Source organism: Streptomyces sp. NPDC017202 (genome assembly GCF_044331705.1).
Taxonomy (GTDB): Bacteria; Actinomycetota; Actinomycetes; order Streptomycetales; family Streptomycetaceae; genus Streptomyces.
Map to the genome: position 1 here is coordinate 28,997 of NZ_JBIRNP010000027.1, position 25,626 is coordinate 54,622.

General features: G+C 72.7%; 27 protein-coding genes. 8 read left to right on the forward strand and 19 right to left on the reverse strand.

The features are described 5' to 3' along the window. Window positions 1-582 precede the first annotated feature (582 nt). From ACH4N1_RS31980 to ACH4N1_RS32010, 7 genes are all read right to left on the reverse strand, one after another. Complete coding sequence (locus tag ACH4N1_RS31980; protein WP_398103241.1) at window positions 583-1,062, reverse strand: hypothetical protein; 480 nt, start codon at window positions 1,060-1,062, stop codon at window positions 583-585. A 101-nt stretch (window positions 1,063-1,163) separates the two neighbouring features. Further along, window positions 1,164-1,847 (reverse strand): uracil-DNA glycosylase, encoded by a 684-nt coding sequence (ung, locus tag ACH4N1_RS31985; protein WP_363089885.1) that lies wholly within the window; start codon window positions 1,845-1,847, stop codon window positions 1,164-1,166. 79 nt (window positions 1,848-1,926) lie between these two features. Then, the gene (locus tag ACH4N1_RS31990; RefSeq protein WP_398103244.1) at window positions 1,927-3,507 is read right to left on the reverse strand and encodes an ABC transporter substrate-binding protein; all 1,581 of its coding nucleotides are present in this window, start codon (window positions 3,505-3,507) and stop codon (window positions 1,927-1,929) included. A 202-nt stretch (window positions 3,508-3,709) separates the two neighbouring features. Continuing rightward, complete coding sequence (locus tag ACH4N1_RS31995; RefSeq protein ID WP_398103247.1) at window positions 3,710-4,471, reverse strand: SDR family oxidoreductase; 762 nt, start codon at window positions 4,469-4,471, stop codon at window positions 3,710-3,712. A 19-nt stretch (window positions 4,472-4,490) separates the two neighbouring features. Next, a complete protein-coding gene (gene fabG / locus ACH4N1_RS32000; protein ID WP_382788136.1) occupies window positions 4,491-5,252 on the reverse strand; it encodes a 3-oxoacyl-ACP reductase FabG in 762 nt (253 codons plus the stop codon). A gap of 169 nt (window positions 5,253-5,421) precedes the next feature. Continuing rightward, the gene (locus tag ACH4N1_RS32005; protein ID WP_398103250.1) at window positions 5,422-5,838 is read right to left on the reverse strand and encodes a DUF3037 domain-containing protein; all 417 of its coding nucleotides are present in this window, start codon (window positions 5,836-5,838) and stop codon (window positions 5,422-5,424) included. Continuing rightward, window positions 5,835-6,590 carry a HipA family kinase gene (locus ACH4N1_RS32010; protein WP_398103253.1) on the reverse strand — a complete coding sequence of 252 codons (756 nt, stop codon included), beginning with the start codon at window positions 6,588-6,590 and terminating at the stop codon, window positions 5,835-5,837. The genes ACH4N1_RS32005 and ACH4N1_RS32010 overlap by 4 nt, the downstream gene beginning before the upstream one ends. Window positions 6,591-6,788: 198 nt before the next feature. Between ACH4N1_RS32010 and ACH4N1_RS32015 the strand changes: the two genes are divergently transcribed. Both ACH4N1_RS32015 and ACH4N1_RS32020 read left to right on the forward strand, forming a co-directional pair. Then, window positions 6,789-7,277, forward strand: coding sequence for a Rieske (2Fe-2S) protein (locus tag ACH4N1_RS32015; RefSeq protein ID WP_398103256.1), 489 nt, complete (start codon window positions 6,789-6,791; stop codon window positions 7,275-7,277). 164 nt (window positions 7,278-7,441) lie between these two features. Further along, a complete protein-coding gene (locus tag ACH4N1_RS32020) occupies window positions 7,442-7,909 on the forward strand; it encodes a pyridoxamine 5'-phosphate oxidase family protein (RefSeq protein ID WP_382788128.1) in 468 nt (155 codons plus the stop codon). A 93-nt stretch (window positions 7,910-8,002) separates the two neighbouring features. On the opposite strand, the gene ACH4N1_RS32025 is transcribed toward ACH4N1_RS32020, so the two are convergent. Continuing rightward, window positions 8,003-8,905 (reverse strand): LysR family transcriptional regulator, encoded by a 903-nt coding sequence (locus tag ACH4N1_RS32025; RefSeq protein WP_366059928.1) that lies wholly within the window; start codon window positions 8,903-8,905, stop codon window positions 8,003-8,005. 75 nt (window positions 8,906-8,980) lie between these two features. On the opposite strand from ACH4N1_RS32025, the gene ACH4N1_RS32030 reads away from it, so the two are divergent. Then, a complete protein-coding gene (locus ACH4N1_RS32030; protein ID WP_398103260.1) occupies window positions 8,981-9,985 on the forward strand; it encodes a DMT family transporter in 1,005 nt (334 codons plus the stop codon). Window positions 9,986-10,321: 336 nt separating this feature from the next. Here ACH4N1_RS32030 and ACH4N1_RS32035 read toward each other — a convergent pair whose 3' ends face one another. Together ACH4N1_RS32035 and ACH4N1_RS32040 are read right to left on the reverse strand one after the other, a co-directional pair. Continuing rightward, complete coding sequence (locus ACH4N1_RS32035; protein ID WP_398103345.1) at window positions 10,322-10,525, reverse strand: hypothetical protein; 204 nt, start codon at window positions 10,523-10,525, stop codon at window positions 10,322-10,324. A gap of 66 nt (window positions 10,526-10,591) precedes the next feature. After that, window positions 10,592-11,923: an aminotransferase class I/II-fold pyridoxal phosphate-dependent enzyme gene (locus ACH4N1_RS32040; protein WP_398103262.1), complete on the reverse strand. Its 1,332-nt coding sequence runs from the start codon at window positions 11,921-11,923 to the stop codon at window positions 10,592-10,594. A 35-nt stretch (window positions 11,924-11,958) separates the two neighbouring features. On the opposite strand from ACH4N1_RS32040, the gene ACH4N1_RS32045 reads away from it, so the two are divergent. After that, entirely contained in the window at window positions 11,959-12,660 is a 702-nt protein-coding gene (locus ACH4N1_RS32045; protein WP_398103265.1) for a pyridoxamine 5'-phosphate oxidase family protein, read from the forward strand. Next, window positions 12,660-13,295 (forward strand): FMN-binding negative transcriptional regulator, encoded by a 636-nt coding sequence (locus tag ACH4N1_RS32050; protein ID WP_398103268.1) that lies wholly within the window; start codon window positions 12,660-12,662, stop codon window positions 13,293-13,295. Before ACH4N1_RS32045 ends, ACH4N1_RS32050 begins: the two co-directional genes overlap by 1 nt. 115 nt (window positions 13,296-13,410) lie before the next feature. On the opposite strand, the gene ACH4N1_RS32055 is transcribed toward ACH4N1_RS32050, so the two are convergent. The 6 genes from ACH4N1_RS32055 to ACH4N1_RS32080 form a co-directional block, all read right to left on the reverse strand. Next, window positions 13,411-14,415, reverse strand: coding sequence for an EamA family transporter (locus tag ACH4N1_RS32055; protein ID WP_398103346.1), 1,005 nt, complete (start codon window positions 14,413-14,415; stop codon window positions 13,411-13,413). Window positions 14,416-14,489: 74 nt separating this feature from the next. Beyond that, window positions 14,490-15,086, reverse strand: coding sequence for a Clp protease N-terminal domain-containing protein (locus ACH4N1_RS32060; RefSeq protein WP_398103270.1), 597 nt, complete (start codon window positions 15,084-15,086; stop codon window positions 14,490-14,492). A gap of 275 nt (window positions 15,087-15,361) precedes the next feature. Then, window positions 15,362-16,012, reverse strand: coding sequence for a PadR family transcriptional regulator (locus ACH4N1_RS32065; RefSeq protein WP_398103272.1), 651 nt, complete (start codon window positions 16,010-16,012; stop codon window positions 15,362-15,364). 171 nt (window positions 16,013-16,183) lie between these two features. Next, the gene (locus ACH4N1_RS32070; protein WP_398103275.1) at window positions 16,184-17,026 is read right to left on the reverse strand and encodes a class II glutamine amidotransferase; all 843 of its coding nucleotides are present in this window, start codon (window positions 17,024-17,026) and stop codon (window positions 16,184-16,186) included. Between the two features lie 67 nt (window positions 17,027-17,093). Next, window positions 17,094-17,516, reverse strand: coding sequence for a hypothetical protein (locus ACH4N1_RS32075; protein WP_398103278.1), 423 nt, complete (start codon window positions 17,514-17,516; stop codon window positions 17,094-17,096). 430 nt (window positions 17,517-17,946) lie between these two features. Further along, on the reverse strand, window positions 17,947-18,876 hold the full coding sequence (locus ACH4N1_RS32080) for an NAD-dependent epimerase/dehydratase family protein (protein WP_398103280.1): 930 nt from the start codon (window positions 18,874-18,876) through the stop codon (window positions 17,947-17,949). A 189-nt stretch (window positions 18,877-19,065) separates the two neighbouring features. On the opposite strand from ACH4N1_RS32080, the gene ACH4N1_RS32085 reads away from it, so the two are divergent. Beyond that, the gene (locus tag ACH4N1_RS32085) at window positions 19,066-19,875 is read left to right on the forward strand and encodes a PhzF family phenazine biosynthesis protein (protein ID WP_398103283.1); all 810 of its coding nucleotides are present in this window, start codon (window positions 19,066-19,068) and stop codon (window positions 19,873-19,875) included. 251 nt (window positions 19,876-20,126) lie between these two features. On the opposite strand, the gene ACH4N1_RS32090 is transcribed toward ACH4N1_RS32085, so the two are convergent. Continuing rightward, complete coding sequence (locus ACH4N1_RS32090) at window positions 20,127-20,927, reverse strand: CPBP family intramembrane glutamic endopeptidase (protein WP_398103286.1); 801 nt, start codon at window positions 20,925-20,927, stop codon at window positions 20,127-20,129. A 135-nt stretch (window positions 20,928-21,062) separates the two neighbouring features. Further along, the gene (locus ACH4N1_RS32095; protein WP_398103290.1) at window positions 21,063-22,580 is read right to left on the reverse strand and encodes a glutamate--cysteine ligase; all 1,518 of its coding nucleotides are present in this window, start codon (window positions 22,578-22,580) and stop codon (window positions 21,063-21,065) included. A 578-nt stretch (window positions 22,581-23,158) separates the two neighbouring features. Between ACH4N1_RS32095 and ACH4N1_RS32100 the strand changes: the two genes are divergently transcribed. Both ACH4N1_RS32100 and ACH4N1_RS32105 read left to right on the forward strand, forming a co-directional pair. After that, the gene (locus tag ACH4N1_RS32100) at window positions 23,159-23,743 is read left to right on the forward strand and encodes a hypothetical protein (protein ID WP_398103293.1); all 585 of its coding nucleotides are present in this window, start codon (window positions 23,159-23,161) and stop codon (window positions 23,741-23,743) included. Window positions 23,744-24,105: 362 nt separating this feature from the next. After that, a complete protein-coding gene (locus ACH4N1_RS32105) occupies window positions 24,106-24,312 on the forward strand; it encodes a DUF5999 family protein (protein ID WP_363092975.1) in 207 nt (68 codons plus the stop codon). A 257-nt stretch (window positions 24,313-24,569) separates the two neighbouring features. Here the strand turns inward: ACH4N1_RS32105 and ACH4N1_RS32110 are convergent, their stop codons facing one another. Next, window positions 24,570-25,622 carry an endo-1,4-beta-xylanase gene (locus tag ACH4N1_RS32110; protein WP_398103296.1) on the reverse strand — a complete coding sequence of 351 codons (1,053 nt, stop codon included), beginning with the start codon at window positions 25,620-25,622 and terminating at the stop codon, window positions 24,570-24,572. Window positions 25,623-25,626: the final 4 nt, after the last annotated feature.

The following is a 25,626-nucleotide window of genomic DNA, read 5'->3' on the forward strand; positions in this document are numbered from 1 at the left end:
CGCCCTCCCTGGGGGGTATGGGATCACCCGCGTGGGGGATCCTCCGCCGGTGCGCCGTGCCTCGGCGGGCCGGAGCCAGCAAAGTGGCGCGGGTGCAGCGAACGACGACTACCGCGACGCTTCTGGTGACCGTGGCCGTCACGGCCCTCGCCGGATGCGTGACCGTCCGGCACCCGCCCGTGCCCCGCCCGCCCACGGCCCCGGCCCAGCCGTCCCTGCCGCGGCCCGACGGACGGACCGGGGCACAGGTGGTGCAGGCACCGGCCCAGGAGGCTCTGGAGATGGTCGGGACGGAGCCCGGGCGGGAGCCGAGCACACCGGCGTCACCCCGACGGGCCGCGCCCGCCGCGCAGCCTCCGTCCGCCCGCCACCGCCCACCGGCCCCGGCGCGCCCGGGACCGGCCCGGCCGGAACGCCGCCGCCCCACGCAGCCGCGCGGCGAGGTCCCCGACGGGAAGGAGGGGGCGCGCGGGAACGCCGATCTGTGCGACCTCGGCCGGAAGTACGGGGGCTGGCGGCCGGGCAGCCCGGAGTCCGTGATCTGCGAGGGCACCTACGGGCGTTGAGGCCCTGCCGCCCCGCCTACTCGGACCAGAGGTGGTCCTGACCGCCCTCCCCCAGCCGCAGCTCCATCCGGCTGATGGCCGCCCGCACGCCGTCGCCGTAGGTGTCGTCGCCGAGTCCCCGGGCCGCTCTGCGGGCCTTGCGCACGTGGGTGCGGGCGGCTTCCGTACGGCCGAGTTTGACGTAGTCCGCCGCGAGGTTGAGGTGGAGCGAGGGGTACAGCGCCCGCACGGCGGGCGCCCGCTCGTGCTCCTCGGCCGCGGTCAGCGCTCTCAGGTCCCAGGCCAGTTCGTCGAAGGGGTCGTCCTGGGTGTCGGCGAGGTAGTGGGCGACGGTGCAGCGGTGCAGCGCGTCGCCCTCCTCGCCCAGCTCCTCCCACAGCTCCAGCAGACGCCGCCTGGCCTCCTCCCGGTCTCCCCCGTGGTGCAGCATCACCAGCTGCCCGATCCGGGTCAGCACGGCGTCCGGCGCCGCCTGTTCCTGCCGATGCTCCGCCACGAACCCTCCTTGCGTTGTTGCGAAGACGCTAACCGCAGGCACCGGGGATCCCGGTCAGGCGGCACCGGGCCGGTCCGCCGGGGGGACCGGCCCGGTGCGGGTCAGGTCAGGTTCGGCACCGTCCAGTCGATCGGCTCGTGGCCCTGCCGGGCCACCGCCTCGTTGATCTGCGTGAACGGACGGGAGCCGAAGAACTTCTTCGCCGACAGCGGTGAGGGGTGCGCGCCCTTCACCACCACGTGCCGGGTCTCGTCGATCAGGGGCAGCTTCTTCTGCGCGTAGTTCCCCCACAGGACGAAGACCGCCGGGTCGGGCCGCTCGGCCACGGCCCGGATCACCGCGTCGGTGAACCTCTCCCAGCCCTTGCCCTTGTGCGAGTTGGCCTCACCGGCGCGGACCGTGAGGACCGCGTTGAGCAGCAGCACGCCCTGCTCGGCCCACGGCATCAGATAGCCGTTGTCCGGGATCGGGGTGCCCAGCTCGGCGTGCATCTCCTTGTAGATGTTGCGCAGCGACGGCGGGATCTTCACCCCGGGCCGCACCGAGAAGCACAGGCCGTGTCCCTGGCCCTCGCCGTGGTAGGGGTCCTGGCCGAGGATCAGGACCTTCACCCGGTCGTAGGGCGTCGCGTCGAGCGCGGCGAAGACCTCCTCGCGCGGAGGGTAGACGGGCCCCTTCGCCCGCTCCTCCTCGACGAACTCCGTCAGCTCCTTGAAGTAGGGCTGCTCCAGCTCGTCGCCCAGGACCCCGCGCCAGGTCTCGGGCAGCATGGCGATGTCGGTCACGTCAACGTCCTCCGTCGTGCGGTCACTTACCGGGCACAGAACCTACAGGTGACCACTGACAACGGCGTCCGCGGTGCGCCTACCAGCTGGTCTTGCGGGACAGCTCCCACACCATCATGATCGTCGACGGGTCCAGCGCCCGCTCGCCGCCGGAGACGTCCTCGTTCGCGGCGATGTACTGCTTGCCCTGCCACAGCGGCAGCAGCCGGGCGTCGTCGACGAGGATCTGCTGGGCCTCCTGGAAGTCCTTCACCACGTTGGCGCGGTCGCTCTCCTGGCGCGAGCGGGGCAGCAGCACCTGGGTGATCTCCTTCGCCGGGTAGGGCGTGCCGAGCGCGTTCTGCTCGCCGACGAAGGGGGCGATGAAGTTGTCGGCGTCCGGGAAGTCGGGGGCCCAGCCGCGCCCGAACACGGGGTACTCGCCCTTCTGGTAGCCCACCACGTAGGTCTTCCAGGGGCGGCTCTTGAGGGTGACCTCGAACAGGCCCGAGGCCTCCAGCTGGGTCTTGATCTCCTTGAACTCCAGGGCCGTGTCGGAGCCGTAGCGGTCGGTGGTGTACCAGAGGGTGAGCGGCACGGGGGCGGTGATGCCGGCGTCGTCGAGGATCGAGCGGGCCTTGTCCGGGTCGGGGTCGCCGAAGTCGTCGAAGAAGCCGGTGGTGTGGCCGGTCAGGCCCTTGGGGACCATCGAGTACAGCGGGTCGACGGTGTCCTTGTAGACCTTGTGGGCGAGCGCGGCCCGGTCGACGACCTGGGCGACGGCCCGGCGCACGGCCAGCTTGTTCGACCACTTGTCCTTGGGGTTGAACACCAGGTAGTTGATGTTGCTGGCGGCACCCTCGACGAGCTGGAGGCCCTCGTTCTCGTCGCTCTTGTTCTCCAGGGTGACGATGTCGTCGGCGGCGAGACCCTGGTAGGTGATGTCGATCTGCTTGCCCCGCAGGGCCTTGACCATCTCGGCGGAGTCCTGGAAGTAGCGGATGGTCACGGCGCCGTTCTTGCGGTCGGCGGCACCCTTGTAGCGGTCGTTGCGGACGAGCTCCGCCCGGTCGCCCTCCTTGTAGGCCTTCAGGTCGTACGGGCCGGAGCCGACGATGCCGTCGCCCTCGCGCACCGCCTTGGCCGGGTAGTCGTCCGGGGCGACGAGGGACATGCCGGGGGTGGCGAGCACGAACGGGAAGGTGGCGTCGGCCTTGTTCAGCCGGAAGACGACCTCGCGGTCGCCGACGGCCTCGACCCGGTCGAGGCTGCCGAGCAGTCCCGCGGGGCCGGTGGGCGCGTTGATGGCGAGGATCCGGTCGAAGGTGTACTTCACGGCCTCCGCGTCGAGCTTGTCCCCGTTGGAGAAGGAGAGGCCCTCCTGCAGCTTGCAGCGGTACGTCCGGCTGGTGCCGTCGGTGAACTCGCAGGTGGCGGCGTCGGGCTGGGGCGTCGTCGCGCCGTTGGGGTACGACAGCAGCGTCTGGTAGACGTTGCGGAACAGCTCCCAGGAGCCGTCCCAGGCGGCGGCGGGGTCCAGCGTGCTGGGGGCACTGGTGGTGCCCACGACGATCGGCCCGGCATCGTCGGAGCCTTCCTCTCCCAGGAGGCTGCATCCGGCCACCAGGGATATGGACACGATCGCCGCGACCTGCTGCAAGGATCGGTTCCGGTTGAACACGCGCACGCTCCTCGATCTGCCATGCCAAGGGTTGGCAGACCATACCGCAGCGCCACGCCGGCTGAACCCGCTCCAAACATCACGTTATGGATCACGGTGAATGACGACGTTGTCATGACACTGTGCGACGTTTTCACGGCCGTACGGGCGCCGCTTCCGGTGTCGGAGGCGGCGCCCGTACGGCGGGTACGGCGGGGTCTCGTCAGGCCACGCCGGCGTTGAGGAACATGCCGCCGTCGACGACGAGGGTCTGACCGGTGACCCAGTCCGACTGCTCCGAGGTGAGGAACGCGGCGGCGCCCCCGATGTCGGAGGGCACGCCGAGCCGGGCCAGCGGGTAGGCGGCGGCCGCCTCGGCCTCCCGGCCCTCGTACAGGGCCTGCGCGAACTTGGTCTTCACCACGGCCGGGGCGATGGCGTTGACCCGCACCTTCGGCGCGAACTCGTGCGCCAGCTGCTGCGTCAGGTTGATCATCGCGGCCTTGCTCACGCCGTACGCCCCGATGAAGGGCGAGGGCGCGAGGCCCGCGACGGAGGCGATGTTGACGATGGCGCCGCCGTTGTCCTTCTGCCAGGCGTGCCAGGTGCGCTGGGCGAAGCCGAGCGCCGAGATCACGTTGGTCTCGAACACCTTGCGCGCCACGTTCAGGTCGAGGTCGGCGATCGGCCCGAACACCGGGTTCGTACCGGCGTTGTTGATCAGGTGGTCGACGCGGCCGAAGGCCTCCATCGTGCGCTCGACGGCGATCGCCTGGTGCGCCTCGTCGTGGGCCTTGCCGGCGACACCGATGACGCGGTCGGCGCCGAGCCTGTCGACGGCCTCCTTGAGGGCGTCCTCGTTGCGTCCGGTGATGCAGACCCGGTCGCCGCGGGCGAGGAGCGCCTCGGCGATGCCGTAGCCGATGCCGCGGCTGGCGCCCGTGACGAGGGCGACCTTGCCGGAGAGTGCGGGCAGTTCAGTCATGTCCGTGATCCCTGGTGGTCTAGTTGAGCGGTCCGCCGGCGACGTACAGCACCTGGCCAGAGACGAAACCGGCGGCCTCGCCCGTGAAGAAGGCGATCGCGTTGGCGATGTCGTCGGGCTCGCCGACGCGCGCCACCGGGATCTGGGTGGCGGCGGCGGCCTTGAACTCCTCGAAGCCCATGCCGACGCGGGCGGCGGTCGCGGCCGTCATGTCGGTGGCGATGAAGCCCGGGGCGACGGCGTTGGCGGTGATGCCGAACTTGCCCAGCTCGATGGCGAGGGTCTTGGTGAAGCCCTGCAGACCGGCCTTGGCGGCGGAGTAGTTGGCCTGGCCCCGGTTGCCGAGCGCGGAGGACGAGGAGAGGTTGACGATGCGGCCGAAGCCGGCGTCGACCATGTGCTTCTGGACCGCCTTGGTCATCAGGAACGAGCCGCGCAGGTGCACGTTGAGCACCGTGTCCCAGTCGCCGGCGCTCATCTTGAACAGCAGGTTGTCGCGGAGCACACCCGCGTTGTTGACGAGGATCGTCGGGGCGCCCAGTTCCTCGGCGACGCGTGCGACGGCCGCCTCGACCTGGGCCTCGTCGGAGACGTCGGCACCGACCGCGATCGCCCGGCCGCCCGCCGCGGTGATCTTCTCGACGGTGTCCTTGCAGGCGGCCTCGTCGAGGTCGATCACCGCGACCGCGCGGCCCTCGGCGGCCAGCCGTACGGCGGTGGCGGCACCGATGCCGCGCGCCGCGCCCGTGACTACTGCGACCCGCTGCTCTGTGGTGGACATTGCTGCTTCTCCTCGCCCTCGAGAATGTACGTCCGTGTGGGGAGCGACCGTCCTGATCACCGTCGACTCGGTGAGCGACCGCTTAGTACCTTCGGCAGACGTGACGCTAGAAGCCTTGGCATCCGGTGTCAACGCCACACGGGGGCGGTGTGATTCATCACCCGGCCGCTCACCTCACCAGGAGCTCCAGCAGGCGGTCGGTCTCGGCCGCGGGATCGGTGGTGAGCCCGGTGTGCACGGGCCCCGGCCGGACGACCGTCGAGCGGGGGGCGATCAGCCAGCGGAACCGCCGCCCGGCGTCGTCGTGCGCCGCCTGTCCGGCCGCCTCGCCGCCGCCGCACACACTCTCCACGGCGCGCAGCGCGGCGCGCACCCCGGCCACGTCCGCGTCCGGGTCCAGCGCCAGCAGCCGGGCCTCGTCGAGGTGGGTGCGGGCGCCGACGTAGCCCTGGGCCCGGCAGTAGACGAGCACGCCGGCGTTGATGCGCTCGCCGCGCTCGACGCGGGGCACGATCCGCAGCAGGGCGTACTCGTAGACGTCCCGCTCGTTGGCCTCGCCGGCCCTGATGATGTGGCGCTCGTTCACCGGTTCCTCTCGATGCGTTCGTGGATGACGGCGGCGCGCGCGAGGAGGGGCGCCGCGTAGGCACGCCGGAGCGCGTCCGGAGTGTCGAAGCCGGGCTCGTCGGTCAGCCAGACGTCGGGGATCTCGGCGGTGACCTCGGTGAGGAGATCGGCGGTGATCAGGGGGGCCAGCTCGGTCGCGGCGGCCTCGACGTCCGGGCGGAAGCGGGCGAGGGCGTGGTCGGTGGCGTCGTAGGGGCGGGCCGCGGAGGCCTCGGCGGAAGGCCAGTTGTGGTGCCAGATCATGGTGGCGCCGTGGTCGATGAGCCACAGGTCGCCGCGGTGCACCAGCAGGTTGGGGTTGCGCCAGGAACGGTCGACGTTGTTGACCAGCGCGTCGAACCAGACGATCCGCCCGGCTTCGGCGGGGTCGACCGGGAAGGCGAGCGGGTCGAAGCCGAGGGCTCCGGACAGGAAGTCCATGCCGAGGTTGGTGCCGCCGCTGGACCGGAGCAGGTCCTGCACCTGCTGTTCGGGTTCGCCGAGGCCCAGCACGGCGTCCAGCTCCACGGTGACCAGGCGCGGCACCCTCAGTCCCAGGCGGCGGGCGAGTTCTCCGCAGACGACCTCGGCGACGAGTGTCTTGCGGCCCTGTCCGGCACCGGTGAACTTCAGGACGTAGGCGGCGAGGTCGTCGGCCTCGACGAGGCCCGGCAGCGAGCCGCCCTCACGCAGGGGCGTGATGAAACGGGTCGCGATGACTTCCTTCAGCATCGCCCCAGGCTACTGGGGTCGCGCGGGCCCGCGGGGCCCGGCCGACAGCTCCGCGACAGCTGTGGCTCACGCCCCGCTGATCCCGAACGGGTCAGGATGTCGACACCGTCCGAACGGGCTCGACCGCCGCTGAACGGGCGGCACCCGTGGTCCGTACCTCTCGGCACACCGTCGAATCCGCCCGAAGGGAACCCCAGCATGACCAGCGCATCGTTCCACCCCGCCCCGGGACCCGCCCGCCGCACCGTCGTGGCGGCCGCCGGAGCCGCGGGGCTCGCCGTCGCGCTGACCGCGTGCGGAGGCTCCGACGACGACTCGTCCGCCTCGGCGGACTCCTCGGGTGCGGCCGGCGCCACCGGCGGTTCCGGGTCCGCGAGCACCGGCGGCGGAGCCGCGGCGGGTGCGGCCCTGACGACGACCGCGGACATCCCCGAGGGCGGGGGGAAGGTGTTCGCCGATCAGAAGGTGGTCGTCGTACAGCCGACGGCGGGTGAGTACAAGGCCTACTCGGCGGTGTGCACGCACCAGGGGTGCGCGGTGAAGAGCATCGCCGACGGGGTCATCAACTGCCCCTGCCACAACAGCAACTTCTCCATCACCGACGGCAGCGTCAAGAGCGGCCCGGCGACGAAGTCCCTGCCCGAGGTGCCGATCAGCGTGAGCGGCGACTCCATCACGCTGGCCTGACGCGACCGCCCCGGCACGCGGGGACGGCCACCGTTGCGCGAGCGGGGAGGAGAACTCATCCTGTGCGGGCGGGCCGTCCTTTTGCGACGTGACGCCGGAGATGCCTGCGGCACGACGTGCGTGACGTGCGTGACGTGAGAGAAGCCGAGAGAGAAGAGGGATGGATGACCGTCGCCCAGCGCAGGGGCCGGAAGATCATGATGTCGCCGGGCGAGGTGAGCGCGTTCCTCACCACCCAGCGCACCTGCCGGGTGGCCACCGTGTCCGCCGACGGCGCCCCGCACGTGAGCGCCCTGTGGTTCCTGTGGGACGGCTCCGCACTGTGGCTGTACTCCGTGGTGCGCAGCAGACGCTGGGCGGACCTGCGCCGGGACCCGCGGGTCGCGATCGTGATCGACAGTGGCGAGGAGTACGAGTCGCTGCGGGGTGTGGAGCTGTCCGGCACCGTGGAGTTCGTGGGCGAGATCCCGCGCACCGGGGAACTGTGCGCCGAACTCGACTCCGTGGAGACGCTGTTCGCCCGCAAGAACTTCGGTCTGGACGCCATACCGCACGACGGACGGCACGCGTGGGTGCGGCTGCGCCCGGAGAAGATCGTGTCGTGGGACTTCCGCAAACTGGCCGACCTGTAGGGCCTGTAGGGCCTGCGGAGGCGGAAGCCGGCGTCCGTCGCGTCGGCCGGCGGCCGGCCGGTGCAGACCCGGGCCGTCGGCGGGCGGCCGGTGTCAGCCGAGGTTGTCGGCGGCCGACTTCAGTGCCCGCACCGCCGCCCTGATCGACGGGCGGCGGTCGGCGTCCGCCCGCCACAGGGCGTAGACGTGCCGCCGCAGCCGCTGCCGGAGCGGGACCATGACGATTCCCTCCGGGACCGGGTGGCGTCCGAGAAGCGGGGCGATGCACACCCCCAGACCGGCGGCCACCAGGCCGAGTTGGGTGTGCGTCTCGGCCGCCCGGTGGCCGACGATCGGCTCGACGCCCCGCGAGCGGAGCGTGAACATCAGCCACTCGTGGCAGAACTCGCCGTCGCCCCAGGTGATCCACTCGTCCCCGGCGAACTCCGCGAGGTCCACCTCGTCCCGTCCCGCGAGCGGATGCCCGGCCGGCATCGCCACGTCGGCGGGATCGTCCAGGATCGGCGCCTTGACGAGCCCGTCCGGCACCGGCATCGGCTTGTTGTACCAGTCCAGGACGACGGCGAGATCGAGGTCGCCGCGGATCACCCCGGCGATGCCGCGCTCCGGCTCCAGCTCGCAGGAGCGCACGCGGAGCCCGGGGTGCTCCCCGCGCAGCCCGGCGAGCGCGGTGGGGAACAGGCCGCGCGCGGCGGTCGGGAACGCCGACAGTCTCAGCTCCCCCACCACCTGGCCGCGCTGGGCCTCCAGGTCCGACTGGGCCAGCTCGACCTGGGACAGGATGCGGGCCGCGTGGTCGGCGAGCAGCCGGCCCGCGTCCGTGAGCCGGACGCCCCGCCCGTTCTTGGCGAGGAGCTGCTGGCCGACCTCCCGTTCCAGCTTGGCCATCTGCTGCGAGACGGCCGATGTGGTGATGTGCAGCCCCGCGGCGGCGCCGCTGACCGAGCCGTGCCGGGCGAGGGCGTCGAGGGTGCGCAGGCGCTCCAGATTCAACATGTAAGCGATGCTACGAGATATCGCTCGCGAATTCTCGCTTGTGCTACGACGTTGTTGTCGGGGACGGTGAGGACCATGACCACCGCCACCACCACGGGTTCTCCGTCCACGCCCGCACCCGAGGCGACCTCCGCACCCGAAGCCACCTCCGCGTCCGGGGCCATCTCCACGTCCGGGGACGTCCGGCCGTCCGCCCCGCCCCGCCGCGCCCTGGACTGGCGGCTGCGCTTCGGGTTCCTCTCGCTGATCTGGGGCTTCAGCTTCCTGCTCATCAAGGTGGGCACGGGGAGCTACGCGCCGTTCCAGGTCACGCTCGGCCGGCTGGCGTTCGGGACGGCGGTGCTGGCCGTCGCCATCGCCGTGAAGCGGGACCGGCTGCCGCGAGGCGCCCGCACCTGGGCGCACCTGACCGTCGCCGCGCTGCTCCTGAACGCGCTGCCGTTCTCCCTGTTCGCCTACGCGGAACTGACCATCCCGTCCACCCTGGCGGGTATCTGCAACGCGACCTCGCCGCTGTGGGGCATGGCCCTGTCCCTGGTGGCCCTCTCCGAGGACCGGCCCACCCGGGTCAGGGTGGCGGGCCTGGGGCTCGGCTTCCTCGGCGTGCTGACGGTCCTGGGCGCCTGGCAGGGCTTCAGCGGGCTCGACGCCCGCGGCACGGTGCTGGCGCTGCTGGCCTCGCTGAGCTACCCGATCGGGTGGATCTACGTCCGCCGCACCCTGGCCGGCACCGGCAGCTCGGCCCTGTCGATGACGGGCGCCCAACTGTTCCTGGCCACCCTGCAACTCGCCGTGGTCACCGCGCTGTTCACCACGTTCCCGGCACGCTTCCCGCTGCTGCCGCTGCTGGCGGTCGCCGCCCTGGGCGCCCTGGGCACCGGCCTGGCCCTCCTCATCCAGTACGGCCTGGTCACCGAGGTCGGCCCGACGACCGCCCAGATGGTCACGTACTTCATCCCGGTCATCGCGACGGCGGCGGGCGTGGCCCTGCTCGGCGAGTCCCTGAGCTGGTCGACACCGGTGGGAGCGGTGATCGTCCTGGCGGGAGCGGCACTGACACAGGTGCGGGGCAAGGCGTAGCAGCGGGGTACGGCCCCGAAGTCCTGGCCCGGGCACCGGGGAACCGGCCCGGACACCGGGGAACGGACAGCCCGCCGGTAGGTGACGACGGGCCCGCGCCGCCGTTGCCGTACGCCGGGCGCGTCGTTGAGCCGTCCGTGTGAATGCCCGGAGTGGCCGACCGCGAAGGGGCGGGGCGCGCGGCAGGAGTGGTCGCCGGAAGCCGTGGTGGCGTGCTGGACCCTGGTCGACGGGGACGGGGACTTGGTGCTGGTACAGGCAGATCGCGTCGACGCCCAGGCGCTCGGCGGAGGCCTCAGCGGCTTGCTCGAGGTGGGCGGGGGCGGCGGTGACGGTTCAGCTGCCGTCGTCAGGGCGGCCGCGGCCGCCCTGGGCAGCCACCAGGACAGGGGAGGTGTCGCCGCCACAGTGGGCCAGGGCGCGGGTGATCAGCAGCTCGTCGTGGCCCGCCCCGTCGGCGTGGCAGTGGTAGCTGTCAGCGGTGTCGACAAGGGTGGCACCGGCATCGAGGGCTGCGTGGACCTCGCCCTCGCCCACCACTTCGACGGCCTGCTCCCCGCTGGACCGGGCCCCGGCTCCAGCCCGGCCTGATCCCAACGAGAGGCCCTAGACGACCCCCCGCCCGCTCCCCACCCGTACCGCTGAGGCCACCGCGTCCGCCAGCGCCTCCACCTCCCCCTCCTCCAGCGTCGACACGGTGATCCGGATGCCGGGCGGAGCCGCGAGCCGGAACCGCGCGCCGGGCGCGACCGCCCACCCCGCGTGCAGCAGCCGCGCCACCGCCCCGGTCTCGTCGGGGACCGGGATCCACACGTTCATCCCGCTGCGGCCCCGCGCCGCGACCCCCCGCTCGGCCAGCGCGCCGATCAGCGCGTCCCGGCGCCTGCCGTACGCCCCCGCGACCGCCGCGGTGTCCACCGCGCCGTCGGTCCACAGCCGCACGACGGCCCGCTGAGTGATCCTGCTGACCCAGCCGGGCCCGAGCCGCTGGCGCCCGCGGACCCGGTCGAGGGTGACCTCGTCACCGGTGAGGACGGCGAGCCGCAGATCGGGGCCGTAGGCCTTGGCGACGGAGCGGACGAGGGCCCAGTGCCGGGTGACGCCCGCGAGGGGGTGCAGGGGCAGGTCGACGATCCGGTGCCCGTGGTCGTCCTCGATGAGCAGGGTGCCCGGATGCCTGCGCAGCACGGCCCGCAGGGTACGCGCGCGTACGGCGCCGAGCGTGGCGCCGGTCGGGTTCTGTGCCCGGTCGGTCACGATCAGGGCGCGCGCGCCGGCCTCCAGGGCACGGTCGACGTCCTCCGGGAGCGGTCCGTCGTCGTCGACGCCGACCGGGACCGTGCGCAGGCCGAGTGCCGGGACGAGGTCGAGGAGCGAACCCCAGCCGGGGTCCTCGACGGCCACCGTGTCGCCGGGCCTGATGTGCGCGGCGAGCACCCGCTCGATGGCGTCGAGCGAGCCGGAGGTGACGGCCACCGGCCCGGCCGGGACGCCGTCGGCGTCCAGCTCGGCGCGGGCCAGCCGCGCCAGTTCGGGCTCGACCGGCTCGTCTCCGTAGAGGACCGGTTCCCGGTCGCCCCGGTCGGCGGCCCAGGCGAACGCCGGCCCGAGCGGCGGCAGCAGCCCGGGGTCCGGATTGCCCTCCGACGCGTCCCGCACCCCCTCCGGCACGTCGACCCGGATGAACTCGCGGCCGGTCGTGGCGGGCTTGGACCGCACCCTGCTGCCCCGCCGGCCGTCGGTCTCGATCACCCCGCGCTCGCGCAGGGTGCGGTAGGCGGCCGCGACGGTGTTCGGGTTCACCCCGAGCCGCTCGGCCAACTCCCGCATCGGGGGCAGAAGTCGCCCCGGTTCCAGCTCACCGGCGCCCACCGCACGCTCGACGCTCGCGGAGATGTCGGCTGCGCGCCGCCCTTTGATCGGATACTCTCCTAGCACAAACACGATTATGCACTAGTGCAATGGAGGACGCCATGCAGGGGACCACGCAGCCGCAGGGGACCGCACCGTCGACGACGCCACCCGCCGCCTACGCCCCGAGCGACCGCACGGTCCCCACCCGGTCCGCCGAGAGGGCCTCCTACGACAAGGACCTGGTGCACGCGATACTCGACGAGGGTTACGTCTGCCACCTGGGCTTCGTCCGCGACGGCGCGCCGGTGGTGCTGCCCACGCTCTACGGCCGGGTCGGCGAGACGCTCTACGTGCACGGGTCGACGGGCTCGCGCCCGCTGCGGATGACGGGACAGGCCGACCCGGGCCTGCCGGTGTGCCTGACGGTGACGCATGTCGACGGACTGGTCCTGGCCCGCTCGGCCTTCCACCACTCGGTCAACTACCGCTCCGTCGTCGTGCACGGCCTCGCCCACGACGTGACCGACCGCGAGGAGAAGCTCATGGCCCTGGACGCCCTGGTGAACCACGTCGTCCCCGGCCGTGCCGCCGACTCCCGGCCCGCGAACAAGAAGGAACTGGCCGCCACCGCGGTCATCCGCATCGACCTGAACGAGGTCTCGGCCAAGACCCGCACCGGCGGCGTGAACGACGAGCCCGAGGACCTCGCCCTCCCGCACTGGGCCGGCGTGGTCCCCCTCCGCAAGGGCTACGGCACCCCGGTCCCGGAGGCCGACCTGGCGCCCGGCACCGGACTCCCCGCCTACCTCGGGGCCCTGTGATGCTGATCCACCCCTGGGACGCACCCCGCGACGACGCCGAGTGGCAGCGGTGGCTGGCCGGGCGCGACTTCGGCCAGCTCGCCGTCAACGGCCTTCCGGGCGACCCCCCGTGGGTCCAGCCCCTGCACTTCGCCTACGACGCCGACCGCGGCGAGGCCGTCACCCACCTCGCCCGGCCGAACCCCCTGTGGGCGGCGCTGGAGGCCGACCCCGAGGTCGTGCTCAGCGTGGTCGACGACTACGCGTACGTTCCCGGCCCCTGGCAGGCGCCGCCGGAGGGACCGGCCGAGCACGGCACCCCGACGAGTTTCTACACGGCCGTCCAGCTGCGCTGCACGGCCCACCCGGTCGACGACCCCGAGGCCAAGGCAGACCTGCTGAACCGGCAGATGGGCCACTTCCAGCCGGAGGGCGGCTCCGCGCGGGTCGCGGTGGGCGAGGTGCCGTACGGCCGCCTGCTCCCCGGGATCCGCGGGATCCGGCTGGAGGTGACGGGCGTACGGGCCAAGTTCAAGTACGCGAACCACCGCCCGGCCGAGACCCGGGAGCGCATCGCGGCGGGCCTCGCGGCGCGCGGCGGTCCGGGGGACGCGGCGGCACGCGAGCACCTGCTGCGTCGCGGCCCCGGGACGTGACCGCGGGGCGGCGGGGCCGCGTCCGGGCCGGCTCTCCCGGCGCACCGGCCGGATCGGGCAGTGTGCTGGGGCCGCACAGCCCGCCCGGCGCCCGCCCGGCCCTCCCGGGCCCCTGTCAGGTCGCCGTCCCGCGGGCGGACAGCTCCCGCTCCGGGCCGCCGGCGGCCACCGGGTCCGGGGAGCCCTTGGCGGGAGCGGACGACTGGGCGATGAACGCGCCGAGCAGGACGACCGTGCCCCCGACGATCTGCGGTGCCGAGAGGTGCTCGCCGAGCAGGACCCAGGCCAGCACGGTGGCGATGACCGCCTCCAGGCAGGCCACGACACCCGCCACCTGCGGGGAGAGCCGGCGCACGGAGACCACGCCGGTGACGTACGCGACGACCGTGGCGATCAGGACGATCCAGCCGAGCAGCAGCCAGGCCGGGACCTCGGTGCCGTCCAGGGCGGCGGTGCCCGCGAGCACCGACCAGTCCATGCCCCACGGGCGGGCCACCGCCGTCAGGACGACGGCGCCGACGAGGAGGCCGTAGGCGATCACGCCGAGCGGGTCGGGGGCGTCGTCGCCGGAGTCGCCGCCCTGGTCGGAGAGGACGAAGTAGCCGACCTGGCAGCAGGCGGCGGCCAGCGCCAGGGCCAGACCGAGGGCGTCGAAGCCGAGCCCCGACCAGATCTCGACGACACAGGCGAGCCCGCCCACCGCGAGGACCACGCCGAGCGCGGCGGCCCGCGTCACCGGCCGCCGCTGCACGAACCGTACCCAGCCGAGCACGAGGGCGGGCGCCAGGTACTCGACGAGCAGGGCGACGCCGACGGGGATGCGGGAGAGGGAGGCGAAGTAGAACGCCTGGACGCCGGCCACGCCGAGCAGCCCGAACCCGGCGAGCAGCGCGGGACGGCGGCGCGCCAGTGCGCGGTGGCGCACCGCCAGGGGCAGCATGACCAGGGCCGCGCCCGTCACGCGCAGCCACACCACGTGCAGCGGGTCGAGTCCCGCCTCGATCAGCGGTTTCGCCGCCACTCCTGATCCGCCGAAGGCGATGGCCGACCCGACCGCGAGAGAGAGCCCGATGCCCTTTCCGCGACTGACCTGACTGCTCACAGACGTACGCACCGGCACATGATGACAGGCCACGACATGACCGTCACCCTGGTTGACACCTGTCTCAGTCGTTGGACGGGGAAGGAGCCCGGTCAGGGCACGTCGCCGTCGACGGCGTACTCGTCGAGGCCGCCGTCGATCCGGGCACACACGGCCAGTGGCTCGATGCCGGCCCGGCCCAGCACCTCGACGGCACGGGCCTGCGGGTCGGCGAGGATCGCGGCGAGCAGGTCGACACCGCGGGCGGTGCCGCGCGCGCAGGAGGGCAGGCCGGCGTCGGGGGCGCGAAGTCCGGAGCGCCCGGCGGCACGGACCCGCGCGTGCCACAGCGCCGCGGAGGCGAGGGGAGAGAAGCCCTCGACGGCCGTGCCGACGGACAGGGCGCCGGAGTCCTCGACGCCGCCCTGCCAGCGCAGGCCGTAGCCGATGCTGCGCTGGACGAGGTAGCCGAAGAGACGGGCGAGCCGGGGACCCCCGCCGAAGGCGGCGCGCACCTCGGGGTCGCTCTCCAGGAGGGAGTGCAGCAGGTGCGCGGTGTCGATCTGCCGGTCGCCGTCCCGGACGGCACGCCGGCGCGCGCCCCCGACCGCCGCCGCCAGCTCGACACTGAGCCCGGCGTCGTCTTCCATGGCCCGGAACGCGTGGTCGCGGACCGGCTGCCGGGGGATACGGGGTTGCACGTCCTCCATCCCATCAGCCCCGGCCGGCCGGGACATCCACGGAGGGAACCATCTTCGCGTCCCACGCAGAGCCGACGGCGGACGCCGCGATCTCCTCCTCACGGAGGAGATCAGGCCGTTTTCGCACCGGCGGCGCACGTCGTCCCGCCTCACAGGGACACGGGGAACGGGTGCCACCCGGTGGCCTCCACCGACGTCTTTGACGGCGGGCCTCCCGGCGGAGAGAGCGAAGGCGCCCCGCGGAGTCCTCCGCCAGGCGCCTTCGTTCTCGTGCGGAACGGCCGTCAGTCCTCGTCGGCAAGGATCAGGTACAGCTTCTTGCGGGCGTCGTTGACGACCGTGAGCGCCTTCTCGCGCTGTTCCTTGCTGCCGGTCTTCCAGACCTGCCCGAAGGCCTCCATCAGACCGAACCCGGCCTGCCGGATCTCCCCGAGGGCCTCCCAGTCGACCCCGCGGGAGGCTTCCTCCCAGGGGGCCTCGGGCCCCTCCTCGGCCGCCGTACGGCCAGCGTCGGTGAGCGAGAACAACTTCTTGCCGCCCTCCGACGCACTGCTGATCAGACCCTCGTCCTCCAGCAGCTGGAGGGTGGGGTACACCGAGCCGGGGCTCGGCTTCCACGCGCCGCCGCTGCGCTCGGCGATCTCCTGGATCATCTCGTAGCCGTGCATGGGCCGGTCCTTCAGCAGCGCCAGGATCGAGGCCCGCACGTCGCCGCGCCGCGCCCTCCCCCTGGGTCCGCCGCGGCCCCGGCCGCCCCAGGGTCCCGGCCCGAAGCCACCACCGGGACCGCCGGGGCCGCCGGGACCGAATCCCGGACCACCCGGACCGAAGGGCCCGAAGGCCGCCCGGCGCCCGTCGAAGCCATCCCGGCCGCCCCGGCCACGTCGGGAGAAGCCGTCCTGCCCATGTCCACGCTCGTATCCGTGGGTACGCATCGCCATCACTCCATTCATTCGTTCGTTGATCGATCGCGATGCGTCAACGATATATCGGAACAGTTCGCATGACAAGGCCCGCACGACAACGTCCGGCACGACAACGTCCGGCACGGCAGGGCTTCGGTGCGCCTGATCCCGTGGGACGGGCCCCCGTCCCGTCCCACGGGATCAGGCCAGGGCCGGCTCCAGCGGTGTGAAGGAGAACATCTCGTCGCCGTCGGGCTGCACCACGCCGCCCGTGCCCTCGGGGACCGCGTTCCAGGCGCCGGGGAGGTCACCGAGGGGCTCGGACACGATGAGGCGTGTGGTGTCGGAGACCTCTTGCAGGAACTCCACATCGGGGTGGAGGGCACGCAGGGTGTCCACCCGGGTGCTGTAGAACAACGAGCGCGAGGCCTTCTGGCTGGAGTAGCGGAACGCCCACAGCCGCTCCCCGTCCGTCACGGCCACCGTCATCTGCAGCGGGAACTCCACCCCGTGCTCGTGGCCGGTCCGCTCCACCAGGCCCGCCATCCGCGCGACGGCGCTCGGCGGGTCCTGCTCCAGGCCGAGGGTGAGCGCCAGGTAGAACATCATCTCGGAGTCCGTGGAGCCCTCCATGTCGAGGAACAGCGCCGGGTCGACGGCCAGCGCCAGGTCCCGCCGCATCCGGTGGAACTCGGCGATCGCGCCGTTGTGCATCCACATCCAGCGGCCGTGGCGGAACGGATGGCAGTTGGTCTGCTGCACCGCGGACCCCGTGGAGGCGCGGATGTGGGCGAAGAAGAGGGAGGAGCGGACGTGGCCCGCGATCTCCCGCAGATTGCGGTTGCTCCAGGCCGGTCCGATGTCGCGGACGACCGCGGGGGTGCTCAGGTCCGGCCCGTACCAGCCCACTCCGAAGCCGTCGCCGTTGGTCGTCTCGACGCCCATCCGGGAGTGCAGGCTCTGGTCGATCAGTGAGTGCGTCGGCTTGTAGAGGATCGTCTCGAGCAGGACGGGCGTACCCGAGTAGGCGAGCCATCGGCACATCGCGCGCCGCCTTCCTGGCCGTTCGGACGCGCGCGGGCGGCCGTCGTGCCCGCGCGCGGGCGGATCGCTAGCGCAGCGAGGCAGTGTCCGACCGCGGCATGCACAGAGCCCAGATGACGAACCCGGAGAAGGCGATCATCACGACGGACCAGACCGGGTAGTACGGCAGCGACAGGAAGTTGGCGATGATGATGAGTCCCGCGATGGCCACGCCGGAGACGCGTGCCCACATCGACCCCCGGAAGAGCCCCATGCTGACGAGCACGGCCACCACGCCGAGCGCCAGGTGGATCCAGCCCCAGCCGGTCAGGTCGAACTTGAAGACGTAGCTGCGGGTCGTGACGAAGACGTCGTCCTCGGCGATGCCCATGATGCCGCGGAAGATGTCCAGGATCCCCGCGAGCATGAGCGTCACGGCGGCGAAGACCGTCAGTCCCTCGGCCCACTGCTGCTTTGCGGTCCCGGTGTGCGAAGAGTGCGTCGCGCTCATACCGTCGCCTCGATTCGGATGTCGTGGATGGTCAGCGGCCCGGGAAGGAGGCGGAGGCCACAGGACCGGGGGCAGGGCGGTCGGGGCCAATTCCGTCACGCGCTACGGCGGATGTGACACGGGACCGACCCGCATCACCCTCCTCGAGCCCGGCACGGCGTTCACCGCCGCTTCTCGTCAGGCCTTGGGCAACGCTCCCCCCAGCATCCCAGCGTGCCGGTGAGTCCGCGCGGTGGAGAGCCTCCCCACCATCGGGTCAGCACCCCGTGCCGTACGCCATCGTCCGCGGACGGCGCGCACGGGACGCGCCGTCCGCGGACGGGCCTCGGCCGGGACGACCCGCCGAGAGCTCCCCGGGGTGCGCGGGACGGACCCTCCGTACCGGCCCGCGGGCCATGTCCCGGGCCCCCGGTCCGTGCCCCGCGGTGCCTCAGGCGCCCCGCCCCAGCCGCTCCCGGTACCACTCGGCCGCGTCCGGGATGCGACTCAGCGGGCCGGGGCCAGGTGGCTCGGCCGTCAGTTCCCAGATCTCGTCGGCGCGGTACCAGTGGTCGCGGCCGACCAGGGCGAACTGGCGTTCCGAGGCCCGGCCGGGGGTGGCCCGCAGGCGCTCCAGGCAGGTGGCCCACGGCCAGTCGGCGTCGGGCCGGGGCGGCAGCACGCCGTACCGCGCGAGCGCGGCCAGCAGGTCGCCGACGCGCACGGGGTCGGGGTGGCCCGCGTGGTACACGCCGGGCGGAACCGGGTGGGGGCCGACGGCGACCGCGGCGATCAGGCGGGCGAGGTCGCCGACGTCGATCACCGACAGCAGGGCACGGCCGCCGTCCCACTCGGCCGGCACCCGATCGACCAGTTCCCGCAGGCCCGGCACCACCCACCGGTCCCCGGCCCCGAGCACGAGCCCCGGCCGCAGGACGACGGCGCCGGCCTCCCGGGCGGGCGCCTCCCCCGCCAGCCGGGTCCGGCTCACGGCGGAGACCGGCTCGGCCGGTGTCTCGTCCACAGCGATACCGCGGTGCGGGCCGGCGCCGTACACCGCGGCCGTCGACAGGTGCACCACGCGGCGGGCGCCGGCCCGCCGGGCCTCCGCCATCAGCGCCCGGGTGCCAACGACGTTGACCGCCTCGCACAGCCGCTCGTCCGCGCCGACGTACGAGGCCAGGTGGACGACCGTCCGCGCCCCCTCGCACAGACCACGCACGGCGTCCGCGTCGGTCAGATCGCCGCGCACCCACTCGACGGCCCCGGCCTCCCCCTCGTCGCCGGGAACCGTGCGGACCAGGGCACGCACCCGGGTTCCCCGGTCCAGCAGCGCGCCGAGCACATGGGACCCGATGAAGCCGGTCGCCCCCGTCAGCACGAGGGGGCCCTCGCCGCTCCTTGCCGTGGTGCCGTTCAGGGCAGTGTCCTTCCGCCGGTCGTCGTGGCTGCCGGGGCCGTCCGCCCCACCGCGATCAACGTCCGGGCGGGCGCGGCCGGTTCCCCGACCGGTCCAGCACTCGCCGATTGGCCTTGGCCCGCCGACGCTCGCGGCGCCTACCGTCGCCGCATGCGGATTCGTATCGTCGACGCCTTCACCGACCGTCCCTTCGCCGGGAACCCCGCCGGGGTCCTGCTCCTCGACGCCTTCCCCGGCGACGACCGGCTCCAGAACGTGGCCCTCGAGGTCAACCACGCCGAGACGGCCTTCGCGCACCCGCTGCCCGCGGGCGGCGAGGCCGACTGGGCGCTGCGCTGGTTCACCCCCGTCACCGAGGTGGCGATGTGCGGTCACGCCACGCTGGCCACCGCCCACGTCCTGCACAGCACGGGCACCCACACGGGACCGGTGCGGTTCGCGACCCGCAGCGGGTTGCTCGTGGCGACGCCCGCCGAGGACGGTTCGATCACCCTGGACTTCCCGACCGCCCCTCTCACCCGCGTGGAGGTCCCGGAGGGGGTCGCCGAGGCCCTGGGCGCCGAACCGCTCACGGCCTTCGACACCGGCCCGGACGTGGGCGACCTGCTGGTCGAACTCGCCGACGAGCACACCGTCCGCGCCCTGCGCCCCGATCACCGGGCCCTGCGCGCCCACTCCGCGCGCGGCGTCATCGCCACCGCCCGTGCCGAACGCCCCGGACTGGGCCACGACTTCGTCTCCCGCTGCTTCTTCCCCAACGTGGGCATCGACGAGGACCCGGTCACCGGCAGTGCCCACACGGCCCTGGCCCCCTTCTGGTCGGAGCGCCTCGGCCGTGCCGAACTGACCGGTCTGCAGGCCTCACCGCGCTCCGGTCACGTCCGCACCGGACTGCGCGGCCCGCGCACCCTGCTCAGGGGCCGCGCGGTCACCGTCATCGACGGCGACCTGCTCGCCTAGGGTCTTTCGTTCGGATCAGGCCGGATCAGGCCGGATCAGGGAGCGGGGTCCGGTGCTGGGGGCACCTCCCACGGCTTTCGGGCAGTGGGGGAGCATCGCAAGGCGGAGGAGGGAGTCAGGGCGGAGCCCTGGCGACCGACGACAACGCGGCGAGGTCCGGTGCCAGGGCCCGCGAGCCCGGCACGATCCCAACGAGAGGCCCTAGACCTGCTCGCCCAGGACCCTCCGGCCAGGGGACGCAGGGCCCGCGCTCATGCCGTGGGCAGCCAGTCGACCTTGCCCGCCAGCAGCGCGTATCCGACGAAGGCGCCGATGTCGAGCAGGGAGTGCGCGACGACCAGGGGCCCCACCCGGCCCCAACGCCGGTAGAGGTACACGAACACCACGCCCATCACCATGTTGCCGACGAACCCGCCGATGCCCTGGTAGAGGTGGTACGAGCCGCGCAGCACGGAACTGGCCGCCAGCGCCCCGACCGGTGTCCATCCCAGCTGTCCGAGGCGGCGCAGCAGATAGCCGACCACGACGACCTCTTCGAGGATCGCGTTCTGCAGCGCCGACAGGATCAGCACCGGGTACTTCCACCACACGTCGGGCAGGGCCTCGGGAACCACCGTGAGGTTGAAGCCGAGGCCGCGGGCGGCGAGGTAGAAGGCGATGCCGGAGCTGCCGATGACCGCGGCGATCGCGGCGCCGCGGCCGAGGTCGGACCAGGGGCGGGTGCGGTCGAAGCCGAGGGTGCGCAGGCCCTGCCCCTCGCGCAGCAGCAGGTGTGCGACGAGCGCGACGGGGACGAGCGCACTGGCGATCCCGAACAGCTGCCAGGCGAGGTCGAGCCAGGGACGGCCCGGCGCGGCCGAGGCGTTGAGAGTGGCCGCCTGGTCCTTGAGGCCGCCCGGCTTCGTGACCGATCCGACGAAACTGATCAGGGCGGACACCCCGCTCGCGCCCAGCGAGACGCCCAGCACGAGCAGCGTCTCGTCCCGGAGGATCCGCCGGGAGAACCGCTCCTGCGGAAAAGAATCAGCCACCTGCGGGGCCTCCACCTTCACACCTGCCGCACCACCATCGGACGTCACAGCTTGCCCGATCCCCACGGTGCGACCGGCGGCGGCCCCGGGCCGCGGCGACCCGCGCCCACGGCCCGTCCGCCCGGGGCCGCGCGGAACCGCGACACCCCGGGACCGTCACCCCGCGGGGACGGGCTCCGGCAGTCCCACCGGCCAGGTGTGCGCGGGCTCTCCCCGACGGCTCAGCTCCGCGTACCGCCGGGTCGTCGCCGCCAGGGCCGCGTCCCTCGGCAGCCCCGCCTCCAGCGCGGCACGGAAGGTCGCCACCTGCCAGCTCGCGCCGTTGGTCCGCAGCCGGCACCGCTCCTCGATGACTCCCAGGTAGAGGTCGCGGTCGGCCGGTTCCACTCCCCACGCGTCCAGTCCGGCCTCGGCCAGCGGCAGCAGCTCGTCGCGTACGAGGCTCACCGCGTCGATCTCCGCGACGCCGCCGAGCCGGCCGCGCCGGGGCCAGCGCAGCCGGGCGTCGATGCCGTGGCGGCAGGCCGCGTCGAAGTTCTCGGCGGCGGTCTCGAAGGGCATCCGGGTCCACACCGGTCGTGACTCCTCGGCCAGGGCCCGGACCACGCCGTAGTAGAAGGCCGCGTTGGCGACGACGTCGGTGACGGTCGGGCCGGCGGGCAGGACGCGGTTCTCGACGCGCAGGTGCGGAACGCCGTCGGCGACGTCGTAGACGGGGCGGTTCCAGCGGTACACGGTGCCGTTGTGCAGGACCAGCTCGGCGAGCTTGGGGGTGCCGCCCGCCGCCAGGACCTGCGCCGGGTCCTCGTCGTCGCAGATGGGCAGCAGGGCGGGGTAGTAGCGCAGGTTCTCCTCGAACAGCTCGTACGCGGAGCTGATCCAGCGTTCGCCGAACCAGGTCCGCGGGCGCACTCCCTGGGCCTGCAGTTCCGGCGGCCGGGTGTCGGTGGCCTGCTGGAACAGCGGCGGCCGGGACTCGCGCCACAGTTCGTGGCCGAAGAGGAACGGCGAGTTGGCGCCGATGGCGATCTGGGCCGCGGCGACGGCCTGCGCGGCGTTCCACACGTCGGCGAAGCGGCCCGGCGTGACCTGGAGGTGCAGCTGCACGGACGTGCAGGCGGCCTCGGGGACGATCGACTTCGAGGTGCAGGACAGATGCTCGACGCCGTCGATGTCGAGGGTGAAGTCCTCGCCGCGGGCGGCCACGATCTGGTCGTTGAGGAGAGCGTAGCGGTCGACGTCGGAAAGGTTGGAGGAGACCAGGTCGTCACGGTCGAGAGTCGGGAGAATACCGATCATCACGATTCCCGCGTCGACCTCCCCGGCCTTTCGGTGGGCATATGCCAGTGACGTACGGAGTTCCTCCGCGAGCCGGTCGAATACCCGGCCGCCCAGGCGGTGTGGAGCTATGTTCACTTCCAGATTGAACATGGCGAGTTCCGTTTGGAAGTCTCGGCTGGCGATCCGCTCCAGCACTTCCCCGTTCAGCATTTTCGGCAGCCCGTCCGCGCCGGCGAGATTCAGTTCGATCTCCAGCCCCATGAGATTCTTGGGGCGGTCGAAGCGCTGCTGGGCCAGCAGTCGCTCCAGCACCGACAGGCACTGGCGGAGCTTGTCTCGGTAGCGCTGGCGATCGGACAGGTCGAACCCGCCCGCCACGACCTTCTCCCCCATCGGGCGTCCCTCCTCGCGTGGGCGGTCCGAGGATCCGGCCGCCGGTGTGCCGGGGTCAGGTGGGATGATGCCCAACCCCGTCGATCGATAACGTCACCTACCCGGCATCACACCCGCTACTCTGACCGGAGTCGCCGGAGGTGACCGGAGGCACATTCACGGGGCATGAGGCAAAGGGCCGATTCACGAACTCGGGATCTCGTGAAAAAAGCCGACGGAAATAAGCCGACCGCTGCGCCCGCATATCCTGAGGTCATCGGGGCGCACCCCACTCCGAATCGGGATGATTCACGCGTACCGCCGTCCGAATGGAATCTTGACGGGTATCCCGGGAGCGGCTAGGCGAAACACAGTCTGAACACGTGTCGTATAAACTCCGCGGACAAGGCGGAGAAGGTGGACATCCGCGGTCGAAGGAGCCTGTCGTCGTCTACGAGACGGACGGCGGGCCGCAGGCGCAGCCTCCGTTCCCAGACCCCGGCCCCCTGCCTCTCCGACCTCACCCTGAGAGCTGACAGCGCTGTCCGCCCCACCACGCCCTCGTGCCACCGTGCCTGTCCAATGAGAGGCGACCCACCATGCCGCTGCATGTCCCCCCGGCTCCCGCGCCCGCCCTGCGCTCCGTCCTCACGGCACTGGGTTCTCCCACCGCGGTCCGCGAGGCGAGGACCCCCTCCCTGCGCACCGCCCAGGGGCCCGTCACCCCCGAACTCCCGCTGCCCGTGCACGTCCTGGACCCGATCGCCCCCGAGGGCATGTCCGCGACCAGGCTGGCCGGCTGGCGCTTCCTGATCCGCTGCGGAGACCGGTCGCTGGCCGCGGCCGAGACCCGACTGACCCCGGACGGCTGGGCCTTCTCGCACTTCTTCGAGGGCCCGTACCTCGCCTCCACCGAACTGGCCCTGCGCCAGGCCGAGTCGACGACACAGCCGTACCAGGCGCGCCTGCTGTCCCTGCCCAGCCTGTACATGCTCACCCTGTGGCTGCACGGCGACTGCGCCTCGGACGGCACCTCCGGGCATCCGGCGGCGACCGACATCCTGGTGCCGCTGGCCCCGGCGCCGCCCGGCATCGCCGCGCACCGCCCGCACCGGGTCGCCGAGTTGCTGCCGGTGCTCAGCCTCCGGGTGACCCGGCCGCCGCTGCTCGGCTCGCCGGCCTGACCGTCCGCCCACGGCGCGCCGTACCCCGCCACCGCGGCCCCGGTGGCGGGGTACGGCGCGCTCTCCGGTCCGGCGCGCTCTCCGGCCCGGTCCGAGGACGTCGGCCCCTGCGGACTAGCCCCATTTGACCAGCCGGAACCACCCGAACTGACGGTGCAGGGGGAATGAACCCCCCGCGCGGGTGACGCGTCATGAACCTGTGAGGAGCGGTGCTGCGAAATCCCTGCGGATCGACGCCCGTGGGGCAACACTGGGTTCCGACCGACTTATCACAACGGGGGGCGGCCATGAACGACGTTTCACGCCGCGGGACAGACACGACGCACCTTCCACACACCACGCCTGAGCGAGAGATCCCCTCCATGTGCCAGCACCAGCCATCGTGCCCGACAGCCGACTCCGCCGACCGGGAATCCGCCCGCCTCGTGGCGCACCACCCGGAGCAGGGCTGGAGCCTGCTGTGCAACGGCGTCCTGCTCTTCGAGGACACCGGCGAGATCCTGCCGGACGGCCGGATCATCGCACCGCACCGCCCGCTGGCCGGCGGCCGCATCGTGACGGCGGCCTGAGCAGCACCGCCTCGGCACCACCCGGACGGCACCGTCGAGTGCCGTCCACCGACCCGAGGGGCCGGACCGCGGCCGCCGCCGCGCGCCGGCCCCGACGCGCGTCCGCGGCCGCTCACTCCCGGTGACCCCGTGGTCGCCCTCGTGGACCCCCACGGTCGCCCTCCCGCCTCCTCGCCCACGGGTGCGCGAGGTCCGCGGGACTCCCGGACGTCGCGCCCCCCGGTACGCTCCCGCCGGGCCGTGCCCGCGCCGCCGCCCTACTTCAGCGCCTCCCGGATCGCGTGGTACGCCGGCTTCGGCGCGAGCTGCTCGTCCCACGGCAGGGCCGCCCCCTCGCCCGGGAAGAAGTCGGGGATCCACGAGTACTTGTCCGTGTAGTCCCAGACGGTCACCCCCGCGCACCGCCGCACCGCGAGGCACGCCTTCGTCAGGTCCCGGTACCAGTCGGCCTGCTGGGCGAGCTTCTCCTCGGTCGCGGGCAGTTGCATCCGCACGTCGACCTCGGTGAGCGCGGTGTCCAGGCCGAGGCGGCCGAAGCGGCGGAGGTTGTCCTCCAGGCTCGCCGGATAGCCGTACTGGAGGGCGAGGTGGGCCTGGAGGCCGAAGCCGTGCAGCGGGACCCCTTGCGCCTTCAGCTCCTTGGCGAGGGCGTAGTAGGCGTCGCTCTTGGGGCCGACGGCCTCGACGTTGTAGTCGTTGAGGTAGAGCCTGGCCTTGGGGTCGGCCTGGTGGGCCCAGCGCAGGGCGTCGGCGATGTAACCGGGGCCGAGCGTCTTGTAGAAGACCGTCTCGCGGTAGGTGCCGTCCTCGTTGAACGCCTCGTTGACGACGTCCCAGGAGTAGACCTTGCCGCGGTAGTGCCGCACCTCGGTCTGGATGTGGTTCTTGAGGACGGCCCGCAGCTCGGGGGCCGTCCACTCCCGGTCGGTGAGCCAGCCGGGCAGCTGGCTGTGCCAGACGAGGGTGTGGGCCCGGATCTTCTGGTGGTGCGCGCGGGCGAGGTTCACGATCTCGTCGCCGGCGGAGAAGTCGAAGACGCCTTGCTGCGGCTCGGTGGCGTACCACTTCATGCCGTTGCCCGGGGTGATCATGTCGAACTCGTCGCCGAGGATCCCCGTGTAGGCGGTGTCGGTGAGTTCGGGGTTGTCGGTGGCGCTGCCGAAGTAGCGGCCGTGGCGCTCGGCGAGGTCGGCGAGCGTCCGGGGCTTCTCGTGCGCCTGTGCGGCCGGGCCGGTGACGGCACCGGCGCCGACCAGGACAGCGGTGAGCACTCCGGCGAGTCCGAGCCGGGTACGGGAGGTGCGGGGCATGGGG